Below are 16,057 nucleotides of genomic sequence, written 5' to 3'. Positions count from 1 at the left end.
CGTATCGTTAGTGTTACAAAATATACGCAGAAATGCATCTGATAAACCCTTAAATAAGGAACTAAACATGATTGTAAAACATCCTGGCTTAAGAATCAAAGAAGAGTTATTACCTAAAGGAATGACGGTAACAGAAGCTGCAAAATTGCTAGCAATTGGTCGACCTGCACTATCTAATTTCTTGAATGGTAAAGCAATGTTGTCACCTAACATGGCTCAGCGGTTATCAAAGACCTTTAACTTCCCATTAGATCAATTAATGCAATGGCAGGCTGAGTATGAAGATGCTCTAATTCAACAAACTGAAGCTCCCGCAACTCATATTTATGCTCCTCCTTTTTTAGATATAAAAGCAAATGATATTGAAAATTGGGTCAATACTTGCGAAATTTCATCAAGATCACGTTTATCTGTTTTTTTGAGAACACTGATCCACTCAACGAGCGAAAAAATAACTCAAATTGATTTTCCTGGAAATGATGATTCACAACGACCTGGCTGGGATGGTTGGATTGAGTCAAATGAGGCAACTCCGTGGATTCCTGATGGTAATTCAGGCTGGGAATTTGGTGTTAATAAAGATATTAAAGCCAAAGCTGATAGTGATTTTGATAAAAGCCTTAAGGCTCACCTTTCAGATTCTTCAAATATAACGTTTATTTTTGTAACACCTCGTCGCTGGCCTGGAAAAAATAAATGGGTTCAGCAAAAGAAAGCTCTTAATAAATGGAAAGATGTCAGAGCATATGATGCAAGCGATCTTGAACAGTGGCTAGCTCAGTCATTACCAGCACAAAGCTGGCTGGCAAATGAAGCAAAATTACCTACACAAAATGTAGATTCCTTAGATAGTGTATGGCAAGAATGGGCAAATGTGTGTAATCCAAGTTTAAATACATCTTTCTTCAACAAATTAATTAAAGTATATGAAGAACAGATTTTGGATTATTTATCCAAACCACCTCAAAAACCTTTTTACATTGCAGCTGATTCTAAAATCGAAGCAATGGCATTTTTGTCCGCCCTGTTCTTAGATAAAAAATTTATTTCTTATAGAGATAATTGTCTAGTATTTAAAGAAGAGAGTGTCCTTCCTCGTCTTGCTCAAGGCTCTAAGAGTTTTATTGCAATCACTGATAATAAAAACGTCGAAAAAGAGCTAGCTCAATATTCGCAGCAGATTCATGCCTTTGTTGTTTATCCCAAAAATACTCTAATACAAAATTTTGATCTAAAAATTGAAATATTAGATTCGGTAACATTTATTCATTCGTTAGAAAAAATGGGTTGCTCTTATGATGAAGCACAAGCGTTGGCAAAAAAATCTGGTTATTCATTAACTGTCCTGCGACGTCAACTGTCAAAGAATGAGGCTGTTAATAAGCCAGAATGGGTAGACGGCTATAATCAAGTTCTTATTCCATTTCTATTTGCTGGGGTATGGGATAGTTCTAATCAATATGATATTTCGATTTTAGAAGATTTATCAAATGGTTTATCGTATGAAGATTTAGAGAAAGATCTTCAAGCAAGTTTACTTCTTAATGACTCTCCCGTTTGGGCGGTAAGTTCGCATAGGGGGGTAATATCAAAAATAGATTTGTTATTTGCTATTGCATCATATATTACTAAAGTAGATTTAGAGCACTTCTTTAAGATAGCTACGTTAGTTTTAGGAGAAGATGACCCTGCTTTAGATTTACCAGAAGATCAGCAGTGGCAAGCCAATATATACGATAAAAAGCGACAGTATTCTAAATACTTAAGAAATAGTATAGGGGAGATGCTTATTTTATTGGCAGTTCATGGTAATGAATTATTTAAAAGTAGATTAGCTTTTAATTGTGAGGAAGCAGTAAATAAACTTGTGGAAGAATTATTCTCTCCGCTTAACTTAAGAGTATTACTAGCACAATCATCTGATTTCTCAGTGTATGCAGAAGCGAGCCCAAAAGTATTTTTAAGTATTATAGAAAACGATTTGAAAACTGATAAGCAATTCTTAGAGCTGATGCAACCAGTTTCTACTAATATTTTTTCTTCACCTAAGTATACTGATTTATTGTGGGCATTGGAGAAGTTAGCTTGGGATAAGTCAACGGTTACTAGAGTGGTAAAAATTTTAGCTCAATTAAGCCAAAAAGAAATTAATGATAATTATAGAAATAAACCCTTTTCATCCTTATTAGGCATTTTCAGATCTTGGTGTCCTGACACAAGTATTAAGACGCAGGAACGTATTCAATTATTAAAAAAGTTAGTTAGAAAATTTCCAGATATCGGTTGGCGAATTTGTATTAGCCAATTTCCAGGCTCGCTTCCCCAAACAGCATTTCCGGCTAGTAAATGTATTTGGAGGAATAATTGCGGACCAAATATAGTAACCAAGAAAGACGTTTATGATTTCTGCAATGCAGCAGTAGAAATAGCATTAACTTGGGCAAGTTATACATTTGAACAATTACTTGATTTGGTCAGCCATATTTATGGTTTAACAACTGAGCAGCAAGATAAGATTTGGCTTCTCATTGAAGATTGGGCATTAAACCAAGCTACAGAATCTGAGAAAATTACCATGCGAGAAAAGCTTCGCACGACTGTTTTATCCAAAAGAGCTAAAAGGCATTCTAATAGAATTACGTTTACAGAGTTGGGAGAGAAGGTATATGCAACATTAGAACCAAAAGAATTAATAGATAAACATTTTTGGTTATTTGCTTCTCATTGGGTTGATGACTCTGCTGATGAGGTAGAAGATTATCAAAATATGAATTTTGAAGAAAGAGAAGAAATTATTAGGCAAAAGCGTGTTATTGCGTTAAAAGAAATTCTACAAGAAAAAGGATTTTCAGGAATTCTAGAATTATCTTTAAAAGGAGATTGCGCAAGTACGATAGGTTTTCTTCTAAGACGTTTTGTATTTTCATCAGATGAGGAGTCAGTACAATTAATTAAATTGGCTCTGGAGTCTTTTAAAAAAGATGCTCACATTAATTATAAGAACATTATTCGGGGATTATTATCCGAAAGTAATGATAATATCTCTTTATTTGAATCTCTTTCTGTGTGTTTGGATGATTCTGATAAAGTACAGGTATACTTGCAGTCTCCTTTTGGCTCACAGGTATGGCGCTTGGTTGATTCTCTAGATGAAAATTACCAACAAGCGTATTGGGGGGAAATAGTTCCATCTTATTGTCAGAATGAAGATGAAGCAGAAGAAGCGGTAAAATATTTGTTGTTAGCCGATAGGCCTCAAACTGCTTTCTTATATATTGATTTAATTCTCAAAAAAATATCCCCTAAATTGATTTTTGATATTTTATCAGCAATGCTTTTACCTACATCAAAAGATGAAAATAATCCACCCGATCGTTATCGATTAGGAGAGGCGTTTTCTCAAATTTCTGAGTATGAAATGTTGAGCTTAGAACAAAAGGCGAGTTTAGAATTTGCTTATATAGAGGTTTTAGCACCTTGTGGGTTGAAAAGTGAAAATTGTTCAATTAAAAGTTTGGAAAGATATTTGGAAGAACATCCTGAATTCTTCGTTCAACTTATTTCAGAGCTTTCTAAAAGAGATGATGGAAAGGATGACAGAGATGAAAATACAAATAAGAAAGAATTTAGGGCTAAGTGTTTCGATGCTTTGGGGGCTTTAAGCCATATACCTGGTGAAGATAATTCAGGAAAAATTAATACCGAAAAGCTTGAAGAATGGGTACAACAAGCAATTAACCTTGCTGAAAAGAAAGGGTGTAGAAATATCGTTGAATATTTTATTGGTAAATTATTAGGTCATTGTCAAAATGGAGAAGATGGAATTTGGCCTTGTGAAGGTGTACGTGATTTAGTTGAAGATATACATTCTAAAAATATGATTGAAGGAATGTATATAGAAAAACGTAATAGCAGGGGAGTTACAAGCCGTTCATTTGGTGATGGAGGTGCTCAAGAATGGAGAATAGTCGAACAATATCAAGATTGGAGTAGACAATTAGCTATTACTCATCCGTTTGTAGCAGATGAGTTGCTTGGTTGGCTGGCTAGCTCTTATAAACATGAAGCTGAAATGTGGGATGATGAACACCGATTAGATATGCATTTGTAATAAAATCTAATGACATAAAACATTTGTGTTAATAATTAAGAAGACCATCTGAATGTTAAATTTCAGATGGCCTTTTTTATTTTTAAGAGCGGTCAGATTTTCAAACGTTTTTGCAAATATATTACCCCACTAAAACCGACATCATACTGAGCGATCCTGTAATCAGCTTATTATTGAAAAACGTAATCTCGTCTTGCGGTTCGCATAACGCCATAATGTAAAGCAACGGCAAATAATGATCTGGTGTTGGTACTGAAAGGTCGGCTTTTTCACCTAACTGCTCATAATGCACCAAAGTTTTATCATCTTGTGTCGCAATCGCTTGATTGATTGTTTCACGGAAAGCAAACGCCCAGTCATAACCTGCACCGATTTGGTCGATATGTTCCCAGCTTATCACTCTTAGATTATGCACAATGTTGCCGCTCCCAATAATCAACACACCTTGTTCTCGCAAGGCAGATAATTTTTTTGCCAAATTGAAATGCCATTCAGCCGATTGCAAACGGTTAAGACTAAGTTGTACCACGGGAATATCGGCATTAGGATAGAGAAATTTCAATACCGCCCAAGCACCATGATCAAAGCCTCGTGTTGGGTTCAGCTCGACATTTTCCGGCTGTAATAATGACCGCACTTGCTCCGCCAACTCAGGCGAACCGGGTGCAGGATATTGCACTTGGCTGAGCTCTTCAGGAAAACCGTAGAAATCGTAAATCATTTCAGGATGTTCACCTGATGTTACCTGCAAACGGCTACTGTACCAATGCGCTGAAATCATCAAAATGGCTTTTGGTTTAGTAAACTTTTGTGTAATTAGGCTGAAATTCTGATTGAACGGGTTTTCTTTATCTAACGCATTCATCGGGCTACCATGCCCAACAAATAATACAGGCATTTTTTTCATTATTTTCTCCTCAATATTTGATGGAGCAGATTGTACGGTTAAATCTTTGTGTGAAAAATACTACTTTATGAACAACATCTTTTACTAATCGGAAATAATGAATGGTAAGGTTTAGAGATATGGGCGTATAAAATAGGGGAAATATTACAAAGTGCGGTTAAATTTTACGAAAATTTTACTTAAAATTTACTTCATTTACAGTTTATTATCTTTATATTTAGGCGTATGATGACTATTAGTTTTACATAATCCCTAAATTTATTTAGGTAAATATATTATTTCTATTTAATAGGAGATTGAATAATGAAAAAATTATTCACAGCAGTACTTTCTGCGGCAGCGATTGCTGTACCTTTTTTTGCTTCTGCGAATACTGCGCCACAAACAGAACAAAGCGCAGTACAACAGGAAAAAGCAAAAGGCGTTTGGATTGATGTACGTTCAGCCGAGGAATTTAACGCAGGTCATTTACAAGATGCGGTGAATATTCCACACGATAAAATCATTGAAGGTGTTAAAGCGATTGGCTCAGATAAAGATGCACCGATCAACCTTTATTGTCGTAGTGGCCGCCGTGCCGAAGCCGCGCTCACTGAGTTGAAAAATGCAGGCTATACCAATGTAACCAATCATGGTGGTTATGAAGATTTGGTTAAGAAAGGTTTGAAATAAATATCACATCATTTAAAGAAAAATCCCCTAGATTTAGTATTTAGGGGATTTTTTTACTCCAAAGCACGGTCAAATTTTGAGGTATTTTTGCAGATCATCTTAAAAATTCGACCGCTTGTATTGTACTCATTACATTAATTCTTATCTATTCGCTTAATCAATAAAAAGACGGCCAGTACTAATGCAATCGCACCGCAAATCAAGCTTGGTATTGGGATGCCATTACGCTGAGGGAGATTTTTGTTCAACGATAAAATAGACGCTGCAATAATGAGTGCGGCAATAATCAACATAATGCCCACTCGTTCGACAGTCTTACGAAAACGCTCTAATCCGTGAATTTCATGTTCAAGACGAATTTCCTTATTGCTGATTTTTTGTAAGAAAATTTTGACTTCTTCTGGAAGCGAAAGCCAGTTGTTGTAGCTGTCAGCAATTTTTTCGAAACTTTCACTAATCACGCGTTTAGGTGAAAATCGTTTCTTGAGCATTTGTGTAACATAAGGTTTAAGTACGGCTGCAATATCTAATTCAGGATAGAGATAACGTCCGATCCCCTCAATCTGGGCAAAACCTTTTGCTAGCAAATAAACGCCCTCAGGCATAATAATGCTATTTTCGCTCATAATTTTGGTAAAACGATTCATCAATTCACCGATATCTAACCCTGCCAAATTGCTTTCAGTGAGGAGCATGAAAATCTCAGAAAGATCATTTTCTAGTGCTTTTTCATTCGGCACATTATAACTGACAGCAAGCTGCTTAATGGTCTCGATGATTTTTCGCACATTTTTTTGAGAGGAATAGTACAAACAATTTCCGAGTAATTCGCGTTCTTTAGGGCTGAGTTTGCCCATTGCCCCCAAGTCAATAAAAGCAATCCGCCCGTCAGGCGTTAATAGAATATTGCCAGGGTGGGGATCAGCATGAAAGAAACCAAACTCAAATACTTGTTTCATATAGAGATCTAATCCAAGTAAAGCAACATCTTTAGCCAGTAAACCTTGTTGTTCAATCTGTGCTTTATTGGTCACTTTTGAGCCATACACAAAATCCATACAAAGAATGTTATTGTTTGATAAATTCGAATAGGTTTGTGGGACTAAAATACGTGAATCTTGCTTAAAATTATTAGCAAAACGTTCAATGCTACGACGTTCACTTTCAAGGGAGAGTTCTGTTGTAATGGATTCTTTGAAGGTATTTAATAACGCTTTAGGTTGAAGGTTAGAAATAATGTCGTTGCGTTGTTCTAGAAAATTCACGAGATCTTGTAAGATAAGTAAATCTGCCTTAATGACTTGATCAATGCCTTCTCGCTTGATTTTTACCGCAACATCTTGTCCGTTTTTCAAGCGCCCTTTGAATACTTGACCGATAGAAGCTGATGCCATAGGCTCTGAAGCAAGCGTTTCGAAATGTTCATGAATATCTATGCCTAATTCACGCTGAAATTTCTCTGCAATATTAATGGGCTGAACTTCTACTTTATCTTGCAATTTTTGTAGTTCAGTAATCATTTCAACTGGTAGCAAATCTCGGCGATCACTTAACATCTGCCCTAATTTAACGTAAGTTGTGCCCAGCTCTTCCATCGCTTGACGGATACGTTCATATACAGACACGCTTCCACTTGATTCATTGACTAACTTATTTGAAAGGGATTCCGGTAACCACTTCTCTAAATTACTGCGTTCAAAAAACTCATCTAAACCATAACGTAATAAGATTTCTGCAACCTGCTTGGTACGTTGAAATTTGTTAAAAATAGCCATTGTAACTTTCCTCTTTGTGCATGCTATTTGGCGAGTATTTAAAATAAGGTTGATTTGCGACTAAATTGAGACAGGTCTTTTACATCTCTAACTGAAGATTTTCGAAAATTGCTGATGATTTCAGTTTATCCATTCTTCAATTGGATCTCTACAATTATTTCCAAGGCAAGCCACATTAGATTTTTTTAATTTAATACTAATAATAAAAATCTCAATGCGCTAAGTTTTGAAGGCTTTTGATTTAAAAGAGCGGTCAAATTTTGAGGTGTTTTTGCAAATGCTCTTCAAAACTTGACCGCTTGTATTTTTACTTCAATTTAACTGCAGTAGTCCCTTGTTTAAAGTCGTTTTTTCAATGTTGGCAATATTGCATCCCAAGCGCTTAAAGCCTCTTTCTCACTGAGTGGCGAACCCTTGGTATTTTTCTCATTAGCACCGAAAGTCATCTTAAATCTCACACTGCCATCCTCTTTTTCCCAAATAAATAGATATCGATTTCCTTGCCATTTCACCAATTTTTCATTACCTGCCATACCATTAATATCGCGCTTTCCTTTACGGATGGTGCTGTATTTCGCCCATGAGAAGAGTTTATCTAAAGCACTATCTTTAACGAAAAGATCGCGTTCTAATAGCGGTTTATCACCTTCCTCCAAAGATCCACCTGTCGTCAGCTCGGCATAAACGTCTTTATAGTCTTTGATTTTGATTCCCGCACTGCCAAAAAACGGCTCGGTTCCCTTATCGGCAATAAATCCTTCTGTTAAACAGACACCTTGTTGCTGTGGCATTTCAGTATCTTTACGATCTCTCAGCTTGTCGAAAAAATCATTCCGTATACGACTAATAGCTTCATCTGCTTTACTTTTTTCCAGTTGCTTAAGGTTTGGGGGAGCTTTGCCGTTGACAGGCATAATGCTTGAAAGAGTTTGAATGGAATAGGCATCATTCTTACCTAACTTGAAATAGAAATTGACATAATAGATCATGCCTTTTAGATGCTTTGACACCGCGTGTTCCCATGAACCAGGAGCCTGTGTGACCATCGCTATCGCTTTATTAGGAATAACCGTGCGGTACTCTATAAAACTCTCGTTTCCATTATATCCTTTTTCTTTAACCTCTAATGCGGATTCTACTTTCAGATTCCAATAATCTGGTCGCACTCTTATCTGCCAACCATTGTATTTAAGCCAACCAGTCCCACTTATACGGTTAGATGGTAAGTTAATTTGGTAACGCCCACTACAAAATGGCTGTTCAGTCCAATACGTTGCCGCATTTTGAGCATAATTGCTTGCTGTATTTTCTACTGTTGAGTGGGTTTGGGCGTGTTGACTGCAAGAAGACAACATAACACTAGTCAAAACAGTGCTATAAAACATCAGTCTAGAAATTTTCATCTTCGGCATGTGATCTCTTCCTTAGTGTAAATTTGAAGATGCTAAATAATATGGAAATTCTGCTAACACTTTTCTTTCCATATTGATCTTAATAGATGAGTTTACATGCTTTTAGTGTAAAGTGCAACTTTACACTATTTAAGAAAGGGTAATTAAAAGGCGATTCAATACATTTTAGAGAGAATAAAAGGCCTTTTGACATTTCAAAAGACCTTTTTCACGCCAAAGTGCGGGCAGATTTTCATTTACTAAATACAATAATCTTCTTTTAATAAGTGACGATAGGCGTAAAGATAAGACGCACCGACAAATGCTGCACCACCGGTAACATTGCCTAAAAAGACAGGAATCATATTGAAGAAGAATTGGCTCCAAGTCACATTAGCACCAGCAAAAATCCCGGCAGGAATAATAAACATATTGGCGACAAAGTGCTGTAATCCGATAAGCACAAAAATCATCACTGGGAACCATATGGCTAGGATACGACCGGAGGTTTGTTTGGCACCGAAATAGAACCAAATACCCATGCAGACCATCCAGTTACAGGCAATGGCAGAAACAAAGGCGCGACCAAAATCCATTTGCACTTTAGCCTCGGCGATAGCAATGGTTTTAGCAGAGGCTGCACCTTCTGATAAACCGACATAATGCCCTAAGAAATAGGCCATAAACAGCGCACCGAGCAGGTTGCCCAAACTCACTACAATCCAGTTACGAAATAATTTTTTGAGGCTTACTCTTTTTGTTAAACGGCCTAATGCCATCATCATCATATTTCCCGTGGCTAATTCACCACCACCGATCAGAATACAAATCAAACAAATAGGAAACACGGCCGCACCAAGTAATGTTGATAGCCCACTCCACTCTGGAGGAATACCGCTCACGACTTTTAAATAGGCCATATAACCAAAACTCACATAGCCGCCACCTAAAAAACTTAAAATAGAAAGTGTTTTTAGGTGTCCTTGCGACTTAGCATAACTTTTATCAATAACATCTTGTAAGATTTCGTGGGGATAAAGATCGCGATGCTGCATAGTTGTACCTCTAGTAAAAATAAGACGGTAAAAATGTAGCAAACCACATAGCAAAACCGAAAGAATTGTTAAATATATGTACTGATTTTTAGTTATAACGAAATTGAATAATAATTCGTACTTCAAATTAGGTGTTTAGGTTCTTTTTTTGAGGGCAAAGTGCGGTCGGTGGTTGAACAATGTCGCCTAAGTTAGAAACGGTATAAGGAAACATCGTCTGTTACATTTTTCTATAAATCAAAATCCGCGTAAATTCAGTCGGGTAGTCCAATCTGAATGTCGTACCAGGTGAATGGTAGAGACGAAACTCAATGGTAACGTTAGGGTATTTATCGATAGAAAATTCATAGGAAGTGAAAAAATATATGGTCTCATCAAAAACCGTTTTCAGTGTTTCTGATTTTTCCTCACTTTTTTTAAGATTCAGATGAAAGTATTTTGTCAATTCATCTTTGTCAAATAGGATATTTATTGAACCTTTGCTTTCATCCCAATAGAGATTAAGTTTTGTATTCTGTTTTAACTCTTTAGGTACAACCAAATGAACTTTTGATTTTTCCAAAGTGTAGCTTGTATAACCGTTTTTCATGTTTGTATGAGTAAAAACCTTGATATTCCTACGTTTATATTGCAATGAATCAGGATCAATAGATTGTTTTTTCTCCATAATTTCAGATGCCATATCAATCATTTCTGCTAAATAAGCTTTTTCCAATTGGATTTCGGTTTGTGTCATGGAAAATATATTTTGCGAATAGAATAATAAAAAAATAACAGATAATTTCGAAAGGATTTGTTTAAAATTTTCCATATATTCTTACTCCTGAAGATGTTCAAAGGAAATAAAGCAAAGATACATCGTTTTCTTTTTCCTGATTAGAGTGATGTTGCCCATCTAAGAAATGTTCTCCTTGATATCTATACTATTTTCCAGTATTCAAATAAAGATATATTAGATTCGGATGCTGTGCAATAAATTGAATATTTATTGCGTTTTAGTGCAGGCGCACGAATAATTGATGTCAAAATGAGAGATAAAAAAGAGACCTTTCAATGAAAGGTCTCTCTTCGTATAGATAATCTTGTATTAATACAATTTAGAATGGAATGTTGTCATCAAATGCGTCCATTGGTGGCTCAGCTTGTGGCGCTGGCGCAGATTGTGCTGGACGAGATTGATAGCTTGGTTGTGGTGCTGATTGCGCAGGTGTATAACCGCCCATCTCTTGATTACGACCACCTAACATTTGTAAGTTATCACCCTGGATTTCAGTGGTGTAACGATCTTGGCCGTTGTTATCTTGCCATTTACGGGTTTTTAAACGACCTTCAACATAAACTTGTGAACCTTTGCGTAAGTATTGACCCGCAATTTCCGCTAAACGACGATATAACACGATACGGTGCCATTCGGTGACTTCACGACGTTCGCCCGTGTTTTTATCTGTCCAGCTTTCACTTGTTGCCACGCTGATATTCGCTACCGCTTCGCCATTTGGCATCGTGCGGATTTCAGGATCATTACCTAAATTACCTACGATGATTACTTTATTAATACCTGCCATAGAATCCTCTATATTTTAGAAATAAGATGAAAAATTTTGGCTATTTTGCCTTAAAAGAAACAAAAGATCCATAAAAATTAACTGGATATTTGCACAGATATTGAAATATGCGATAATGGTCGCAATTTTTGAATTTATTTTCTTAAGGCAATCGCTTTTTTTATGGATACTATCGACATTCGTGGGGCTAGAACCCACAACCTCAAAAACATCAATTTAACCATTCCGCGCGATAAATTAATTGTGATTACAGGTTTGTCCGGTTCGGGCAAATCTTCTTTAGCATTTGATACGCTTTATGCGGAAGGGCAGCGTCGTTATGTGGAATCGCTCTCTGCTTACGCGCGTCAGTTCCTTTCTTTGATGGAAAAACCTGATGTGGATTCGATTGAGGGCTTGTCGCCAGCGATTTCTATTGAGCAAAAATCCACTTCTCATAACCCGCGTTCAACCGTGGGCACGATCACCGAAATTTACGATTACCTGCGTTTGCTGTTTGCTCGCGTAGGGGAGCCGCGTTGTCCTGATCATGATGTGCCATTAACGGCACAAACCATCAGTCAAATGGTGGATAAAGTTTTAAGTCTGCCTGAAGAAAGCAAAATGATGTTGCTTGCGCCCGTGGTGAAAAACCGTAAAGGTGAGCATGTTAAGTTGTTAGATAGCTTGGCGGCACAAGGTTATATTCGTGCAAGAATTGATGGTGAAATCTGTGATTTATCCGATCCACCAGAACTTGCTTTACAGAAAAAACATACCATTGAAGTGGTGGTGGATCGCTTTAAAGTGCGGTCAGATTTAGCCACACGTTTGGCAGAATCTTTTGAGACAGCATTGGAGCTTTCTGGTGGTACGGCTGTGGTGGCTGATATGGATAATCCTAATGCTGAAGAATTAGTTTTCTCGGCGAATTTTGCTTGTCCGCATTGTGGCTATTCCGTACCAGAATTAGAGCCTCGCTTATTCTCATTTAATAACCCGGCAGGGGCGTGTCCGACTTGTGATGGCTTAGGTGTTCAGCAGTTCTTTGATGAAAGCCGTGTGGTGCAAAATGAAAGTATTTCCCTCGCAGGTGGTGCGGTGAAAGGTTGGGATCGTCGCAATTTCTATTACTATCAAATGCTTACCTCGTTGGCGAAGCATTATAAATTTGATATTGAAACGCCATACGAAGATTTGTCACAAAAAATTAAAGATATTGTGATGCACGGTTCAGGCAAGGAAGAAATTGAATTCCAATACATGAATGACCGTGGCGATGTGGTGATCCGTAAACATCCTTTTGAAGGGATTTTAAATAATATGGCGCGCCGTTATAAAGAAACGGAATCCATGTCTGTACGCGAAGAATTGGCGAAAAATATCAGTAACCGACCTTGTGCAGATTGTGGCGGCTCGCGTCTTCGCCCTGAAGCTCGAAACGTGTATATTGGCAGCATTAACTTGCCGCAAATTTCAGAGAAAAGCATTGGTGAAAGCCTTGAGTTTTTCCAAGGGCTTACTTTAACCGGTCAAAAAGCACAAATTGCGGAAAAAATCCTGAAAGAGATCAGAGAGCGATTAGAATTCTTAGTGAATGTGGGGTTAAATTATCTTTCCCTTTCTCGTTCTGCCGAGACTCTTTCGGGGGGGGAAGCGCAACGTATTCGTCTTGCGAGTCAGATTGGTGCGGGATTAGTGGGTGTCATGTATGTGTTGGATGAGCCTTCTATCGGTTTACACCAACGCGATAATGAGCGTCTGTTAAATACGCTGATTCATCTGCGTAATTTAGGCAACACCGTGATCGTGGTGGAACATGATGAAGATGCTATTCGAGAAGCCGATCATATTATTGATATTGGCCCTGGAGCTGGTGTGCATGGTGGTCAAGTGATTGCTCAGGGGACAGCCAAAGAAATTATGGCGAACCCAAATTCAATTACGGGTAAGTTCTTATCAGGCGAAGAAAAAATTGAAATTCCTAAAAAACGAACCGCACTTGATAAAAGCAAACTTCTAAAATTAAAAGGTGCGACAGGGAATAATCTGAAAGGTGTGAATTTAGAGATCCCAGTGGGCTTATTTACTTGCATCACAGGGGTATCAGGTTCAGGCAAATCAACGCTAATTAATGATACGTTATTCCCATTGGCTCAAAACGCCTTAAATCGTGCGGAAAAAACGGATTTTGCGCCTTATAAATCCATTGAAGGCTTGGAATATTTTGACAAAGTGATCGACATTAACCAAAGTCCGATCGGCCGTACACCGCGTTCTAACCCTGCAACTTACACCGGTTTATTCACGCCAATTCGTGAATTATTTGCGGGCGTACCAGAGGCGCGTGCGCGTGGTTATAATCCAGGACGCTTTAGTTTTAACGTACGCGGTGGTCGTTGTGAAGCATGCCAAGGTGATGGCGTGCTAAAAGTGGAAATGCACTTCTTGCCGGATGTGTATGTGCCTTGTGATCAATGTAAAGGTAAACGCTATAATCGTGAAACCTTAGAGATCCGATACAAAGGTAAAACTATTCACCAAGTGTTAGATATGACGGTGGAAGAAGCCCGTGAGTTTTTTGATGCCATCCCAATGATTGCGCGTAAATTGCAAACCCTAATGGATGTAGGCTTGTCTTATATTCGTTTAGGTCAGTCTTCTACCACGCTTTCAGGTGGTGAGGCACAACGCGTTAAGTTAGCGACAGAGCTTTCAAAACGCGATACCGGTAAAACCCTTTATATTTTGGATGAACCGACAACTGGTCTGCATTTTGCCGATATTAAACAACTTCTCGAAGTGTTACACCGCTTGCGCGATCAAGGCAATACTATCGTGGTGATCGAACACAACTTAGATGTGATCAAAACCGCAGACTGGATTGTGGATCTTGGTCCAGAAGGGGGCAGTGGCGGTGGTCAAATCATCGCGACAGGCACCCCGGAAGAGGTCGCTAAAGTCAAAGGCTCGCATACCGCGAGATTCCTAAAAGACATTTTGGCAAAAGGCTAGAAAAACTAACCGCACTTTTGAACATCATTAAAGTGCGGTTATTTTTTTGGATGTTTTTAATGTTTGCTACTGAACGGTGGTTTAGCAAACCAAATGAGAACAACCAAGGAAATGAACGTTATCGCGGAGACAAAGAAGATCTCGTTAGCACCAATAATAAAGCCTTGAGCAGTGATTTGTCTGGCAATATATGATGCCGTTTGTTCTTCACTTAAACCAAAACTCCCCATCGTTTGGAAGAACTGTTGGGAAATCGGATTATATGGGTTAATCGCTTCCGTGAGTTGAGTATGATGCACGGCTTCGCGGTTATACCAAATAAAAGTAGTAAGTGATGTGCCTATTGAGCCGGCAAGGGTTCGAAGGAAATTAAATAAGCTCGACGCCGAAGCCATTTTTTCGGGCGGTAAACCAGAAAGCGTAATGGTTGTCAGCGGCATAAAGAAGCAAGCAACCGCTAAACCTTGCACAAATTGTGGCAAGGCAACATCGGCAAAGGTCATGCCAGGTTCAAACGTCACGGCTCGCCAATAAAAGGTGAGCGCATAAACCATAAAACTGACGGTGATTAAAATCCGCATATCAATTTTATTGCCGAATTTTCCGATAATCGGTGCAAGTAGAATCGGTAATAATCCAACTGGTGCAGCCGCAAGCCCCGCCCATGTTGCGGTATAGTTGTAAACCTGTTGGAGCAGCAGCGGGATGAGCACGACCGTCCCTGAATACACCAAGAAAGCAAGGCTAGTCGAAACACAACCTACGGTGAAATTTCGGGATTTGAATAAGGAGACATCCACAACTGGATTATCGTCCGTGAGTTCCCAAATGATGAGGGCGATTAACCCTATCGCTGCGATAATGGTGAGTACGATAATTTCAGTGGAATTAAACCAGTCTAGCTCGCGACCTTGATCCAGCATCAATTGTAACGCACCTACACCGAGCGCTAACAAAATCAGCCCAACCGTATTAACAGGTTGATGAGAAATTCTGCTTTCTCGGCCTTCTAAAACTTTCCAACTGATTAAGACAACGGCAAGCCCAATCGGAACGTTGATAAAGAAAATCCAACCCCAGTGAATATTATCGCTGATCCAACCGCCTAAAATCGGGCCACAAATCGGGGCGACGACGATCGTCATTGACCAAAAGGCCAATGCCATTCCGCGTTTTTCAGGTGGGTAGTTATTTAATAATAAACTTTGAGAAAGGGGAATGATTGGGCCGGCTACCGCACCTTGAAGGACGCGAAAAACGATCAACATTTCCAAGCTATTTGCAATACCACAAAGCCAAGAGGCTAGCACGAATAATAGCGTTGCGATTAAAAATAACCGCACTTCACCAAAACGTTTTGCCAGCCAGCCTGTAATCGGAATCGAAATAGCATTTGCCACACCGAACGAGGTGATCACCCAGGTTCCTTGGCTGGACGAGGCACCCAAATCCCCTGCAATGGTTGGAATGGCTACGTTAGCGATGGTGGAGTCCAGCACAAGCATAAAGGTGGCTAATGAAAGCACCAATGTGAGCATCGCTAGCGCACCGCCTTGCAGCGGCTTGAAATGAGATTGCGGCATAACA

10 protein-coding genes are annotated in these 16,057 nt (G+C 38.6%); 3 read left to right on the top strand and 7 right to left on the bottom strand.

The features are described 5' to 3' along the window. Positions 1-67 precede the first annotated feature (67 nt). A complete protein-coding gene (locus tag INP95_RS01490; protein WP_197560763.1) occupies positions 68-4,111 on the top strand; it encodes a helix-turn-helix transcriptional regulator in 4,044 nt (1,347 codons plus the stop codon). Between the two features lie 121 nt (positions 4,112-4,232). Here INP95_RS01490 and ygiD read toward each other — a convergent pair whose 3' ends face one another. Next, on the bottom strand, positions 4,233-5,018 hold the full coding sequence (gene ygiD / locus INP95_RS01485; protein ID WP_197560762.1) for a 4,5-DOPA-extradiol-dioxygenase: 786 nt from the start codon (positions 5,016-5,018) through the stop codon (positions 4,233-4,235). Between the two features lie 303 nt (positions 5,019-5,321). Between ygiD and INP95_RS01480 the strand changes: the two genes are divergently transcribed. Next, positions 5,322-5,690, top strand: a complete 369-nt coding sequence (locus INP95_RS01480) for a rhodanese-like domain-containing protein (RefSeq protein WP_197560761.1) — start codon at positions 5,322-5,324, stop codon at positions 5,688-5,690. A 134-nt stretch (positions 5,691-5,824) separates the two neighbouring features. Here the strand turns inward: INP95_RS01480 and INP95_RS01475 are convergent, their stop codons facing one another. The 5 genes from INP95_RS01475 to INP95_RS01455 all read right to left on the bottom strand — a co-directional run bounded on the left by INP95_RS01475 (position 5,825) and on the right by INP95_RS01455 (position 11,476). Further along, complete coding sequence (locus INP95_RS01475) at positions 5,825-7,465, bottom strand: ABC1 kinase family protein (RefSeq protein WP_197560760.1); 1,641 nt, start codon at positions 7,463-7,465, stop codon at positions 5,825-5,827. Between the two features lie 338 nt (positions 7,466-7,803). Further along, positions 7,804-8,877: a T6SS immunity protein Tli4 family protein gene (locus INP95_RS01470; RefSeq protein WP_197560759.1), complete on the bottom strand. Its 1,074-nt coding sequence runs from the start codon at positions 8,875-8,877 to the stop codon at positions 7,804-7,806. 239 nt (positions 8,878-9,116) lie between these two features. Beyond that, the gene (locus tag INP95_RS01465; protein ID WP_197560758.1) at positions 9,117-9,911 is read right to left on the bottom strand and encodes a formate/nitrite transporter family protein; all 795 of its coding nucleotides are present in this window, start codon (positions 9,909-9,911) and stop codon (positions 9,117-9,119) included. A gap of 220 nt (positions 9,912-10,131) precedes the next feature. Next, complete coding sequence (locus tag INP95_RS01460; protein ID WP_197560757.1) at positions 10,132-10,722, bottom strand: hypothetical protein; 591 nt, start codon at positions 10,720-10,722, stop codon at positions 10,132-10,134. Positions 10,723-11,008: 286 nt separating this feature from the next. Then, positions 11,009-11,476 (bottom strand): single-stranded DNA-binding protein, encoded by a 468-nt coding sequence (locus INP95_RS01455; RefSeq protein WP_049357843.1) that lies wholly within the window; start codon positions 11,474-11,476, stop codon positions 11,009-11,011. 162 nt (positions 11,477-11,638) lie between these two features. Here INP95_RS01455 and uvrA point away from each other — a divergent pair, with 162 nt between their 5' ends. Continuing rightward, positions 11,639-14,470, top strand: coding sequence for an excinuclease ABC subunit UvrA (gene uvrA / locus INP95_RS01450; protein ID WP_049384229.1), 2,832 nt, complete (start codon positions 11,639-11,641; stop codon positions 14,468-14,470). 56 nt (positions 14,471-14,526) lie between these two features. Here uvrA and INP95_RS01445 read toward each other — a convergent pair whose 3' ends face one another. Continuing rightward, a complete protein-coding gene (locus INP95_RS01445) occupies positions 14,527-16,053 on the bottom strand; it encodes a DHA2 family efflux MFS transporter permease subunit (RefSeq protein ID WP_197560756.1) in 1,527 nt (508 codons plus the stop codon). Positions 16,054-16,057: the final 4 nt, after the last annotated feature.

This window comes from Haemophilus parainfluenzae, from assembly GCF_014931375.1.
Lineage (GTDB): Bacteria > Pseudomonadota > Gammaproteobacteria > Enterobacterales > Pasteurellaceae > Haemophilus_D.
This window is presented reverse-complemented; position numbering and strand designations above follow the sequence as displayed.

Coding starts and splice junctions, on each gene's coding strand:
- INP95_RS01490 (WP_197560763.1), top strand. CDS start 68: ATGATTGTAAAACATCCTGGCTTAAGAATCAAAGAAGAGTTATTACCT.
- ygiD (WP_197560762.1), bottom strand. CDS start 5,018: ATGAAAAAAATGCCTGTATTATTTGTTGGGCATGGTAGCCCGATGAAT.
- INP95_RS01480 (WP_197560761.1), top strand. CDS start 5,322: ATGAAAAAATTATTCACAGCAGTACTTTCTGCGGCAGCGATTGCTGTA.
- INP95_RS01475 (WP_197560760.1), bottom strand. CDS start 7,465: ATGGCTATTTTTAACAAATTTCAACGTACCAAGCAGGTTGCAGAAATC.
- INP95_RS01470 (WP_197560759.1), bottom strand. CDS start 8,877: ATGCCGAAGATGAAAATTTCTAGACTGATGTTTTATAGCACTGTTTTG.
- INP95_RS01465 (WP_197560758.1), bottom strand. CDS start 9,911: ATGCAGCATCGCGATCTTTATCCCCACGAAATCTTACAAGATGTTATT.
- INP95_RS01460 (WP_197560757.1), bottom strand. CDS start 10,722: ATGGAAAATTTTAAACAAATCCTTTCGAAATTATCTGTTATTTTTTTA.
- INP95_RS01455 (WP_049357843.1), bottom strand. CDS start 11,476: ATGGCAGGTATTAATAAAGTAATCATCGTAGGTAATTTAGGTAATGAT.
- uvrA (WP_049384229.1), top strand. CDS start 11,639: ATGGATACTATCGACATTCGTGGGGCTAGAACCCACAACCTCAAAAAC.
- INP95_RS01445 (WP_197560756.1), bottom strand. CDS start 16,053: ATGCCGCAATCTCATTTCAAGCCGCTGCAAGGCGGTGCGCTAGCGATG.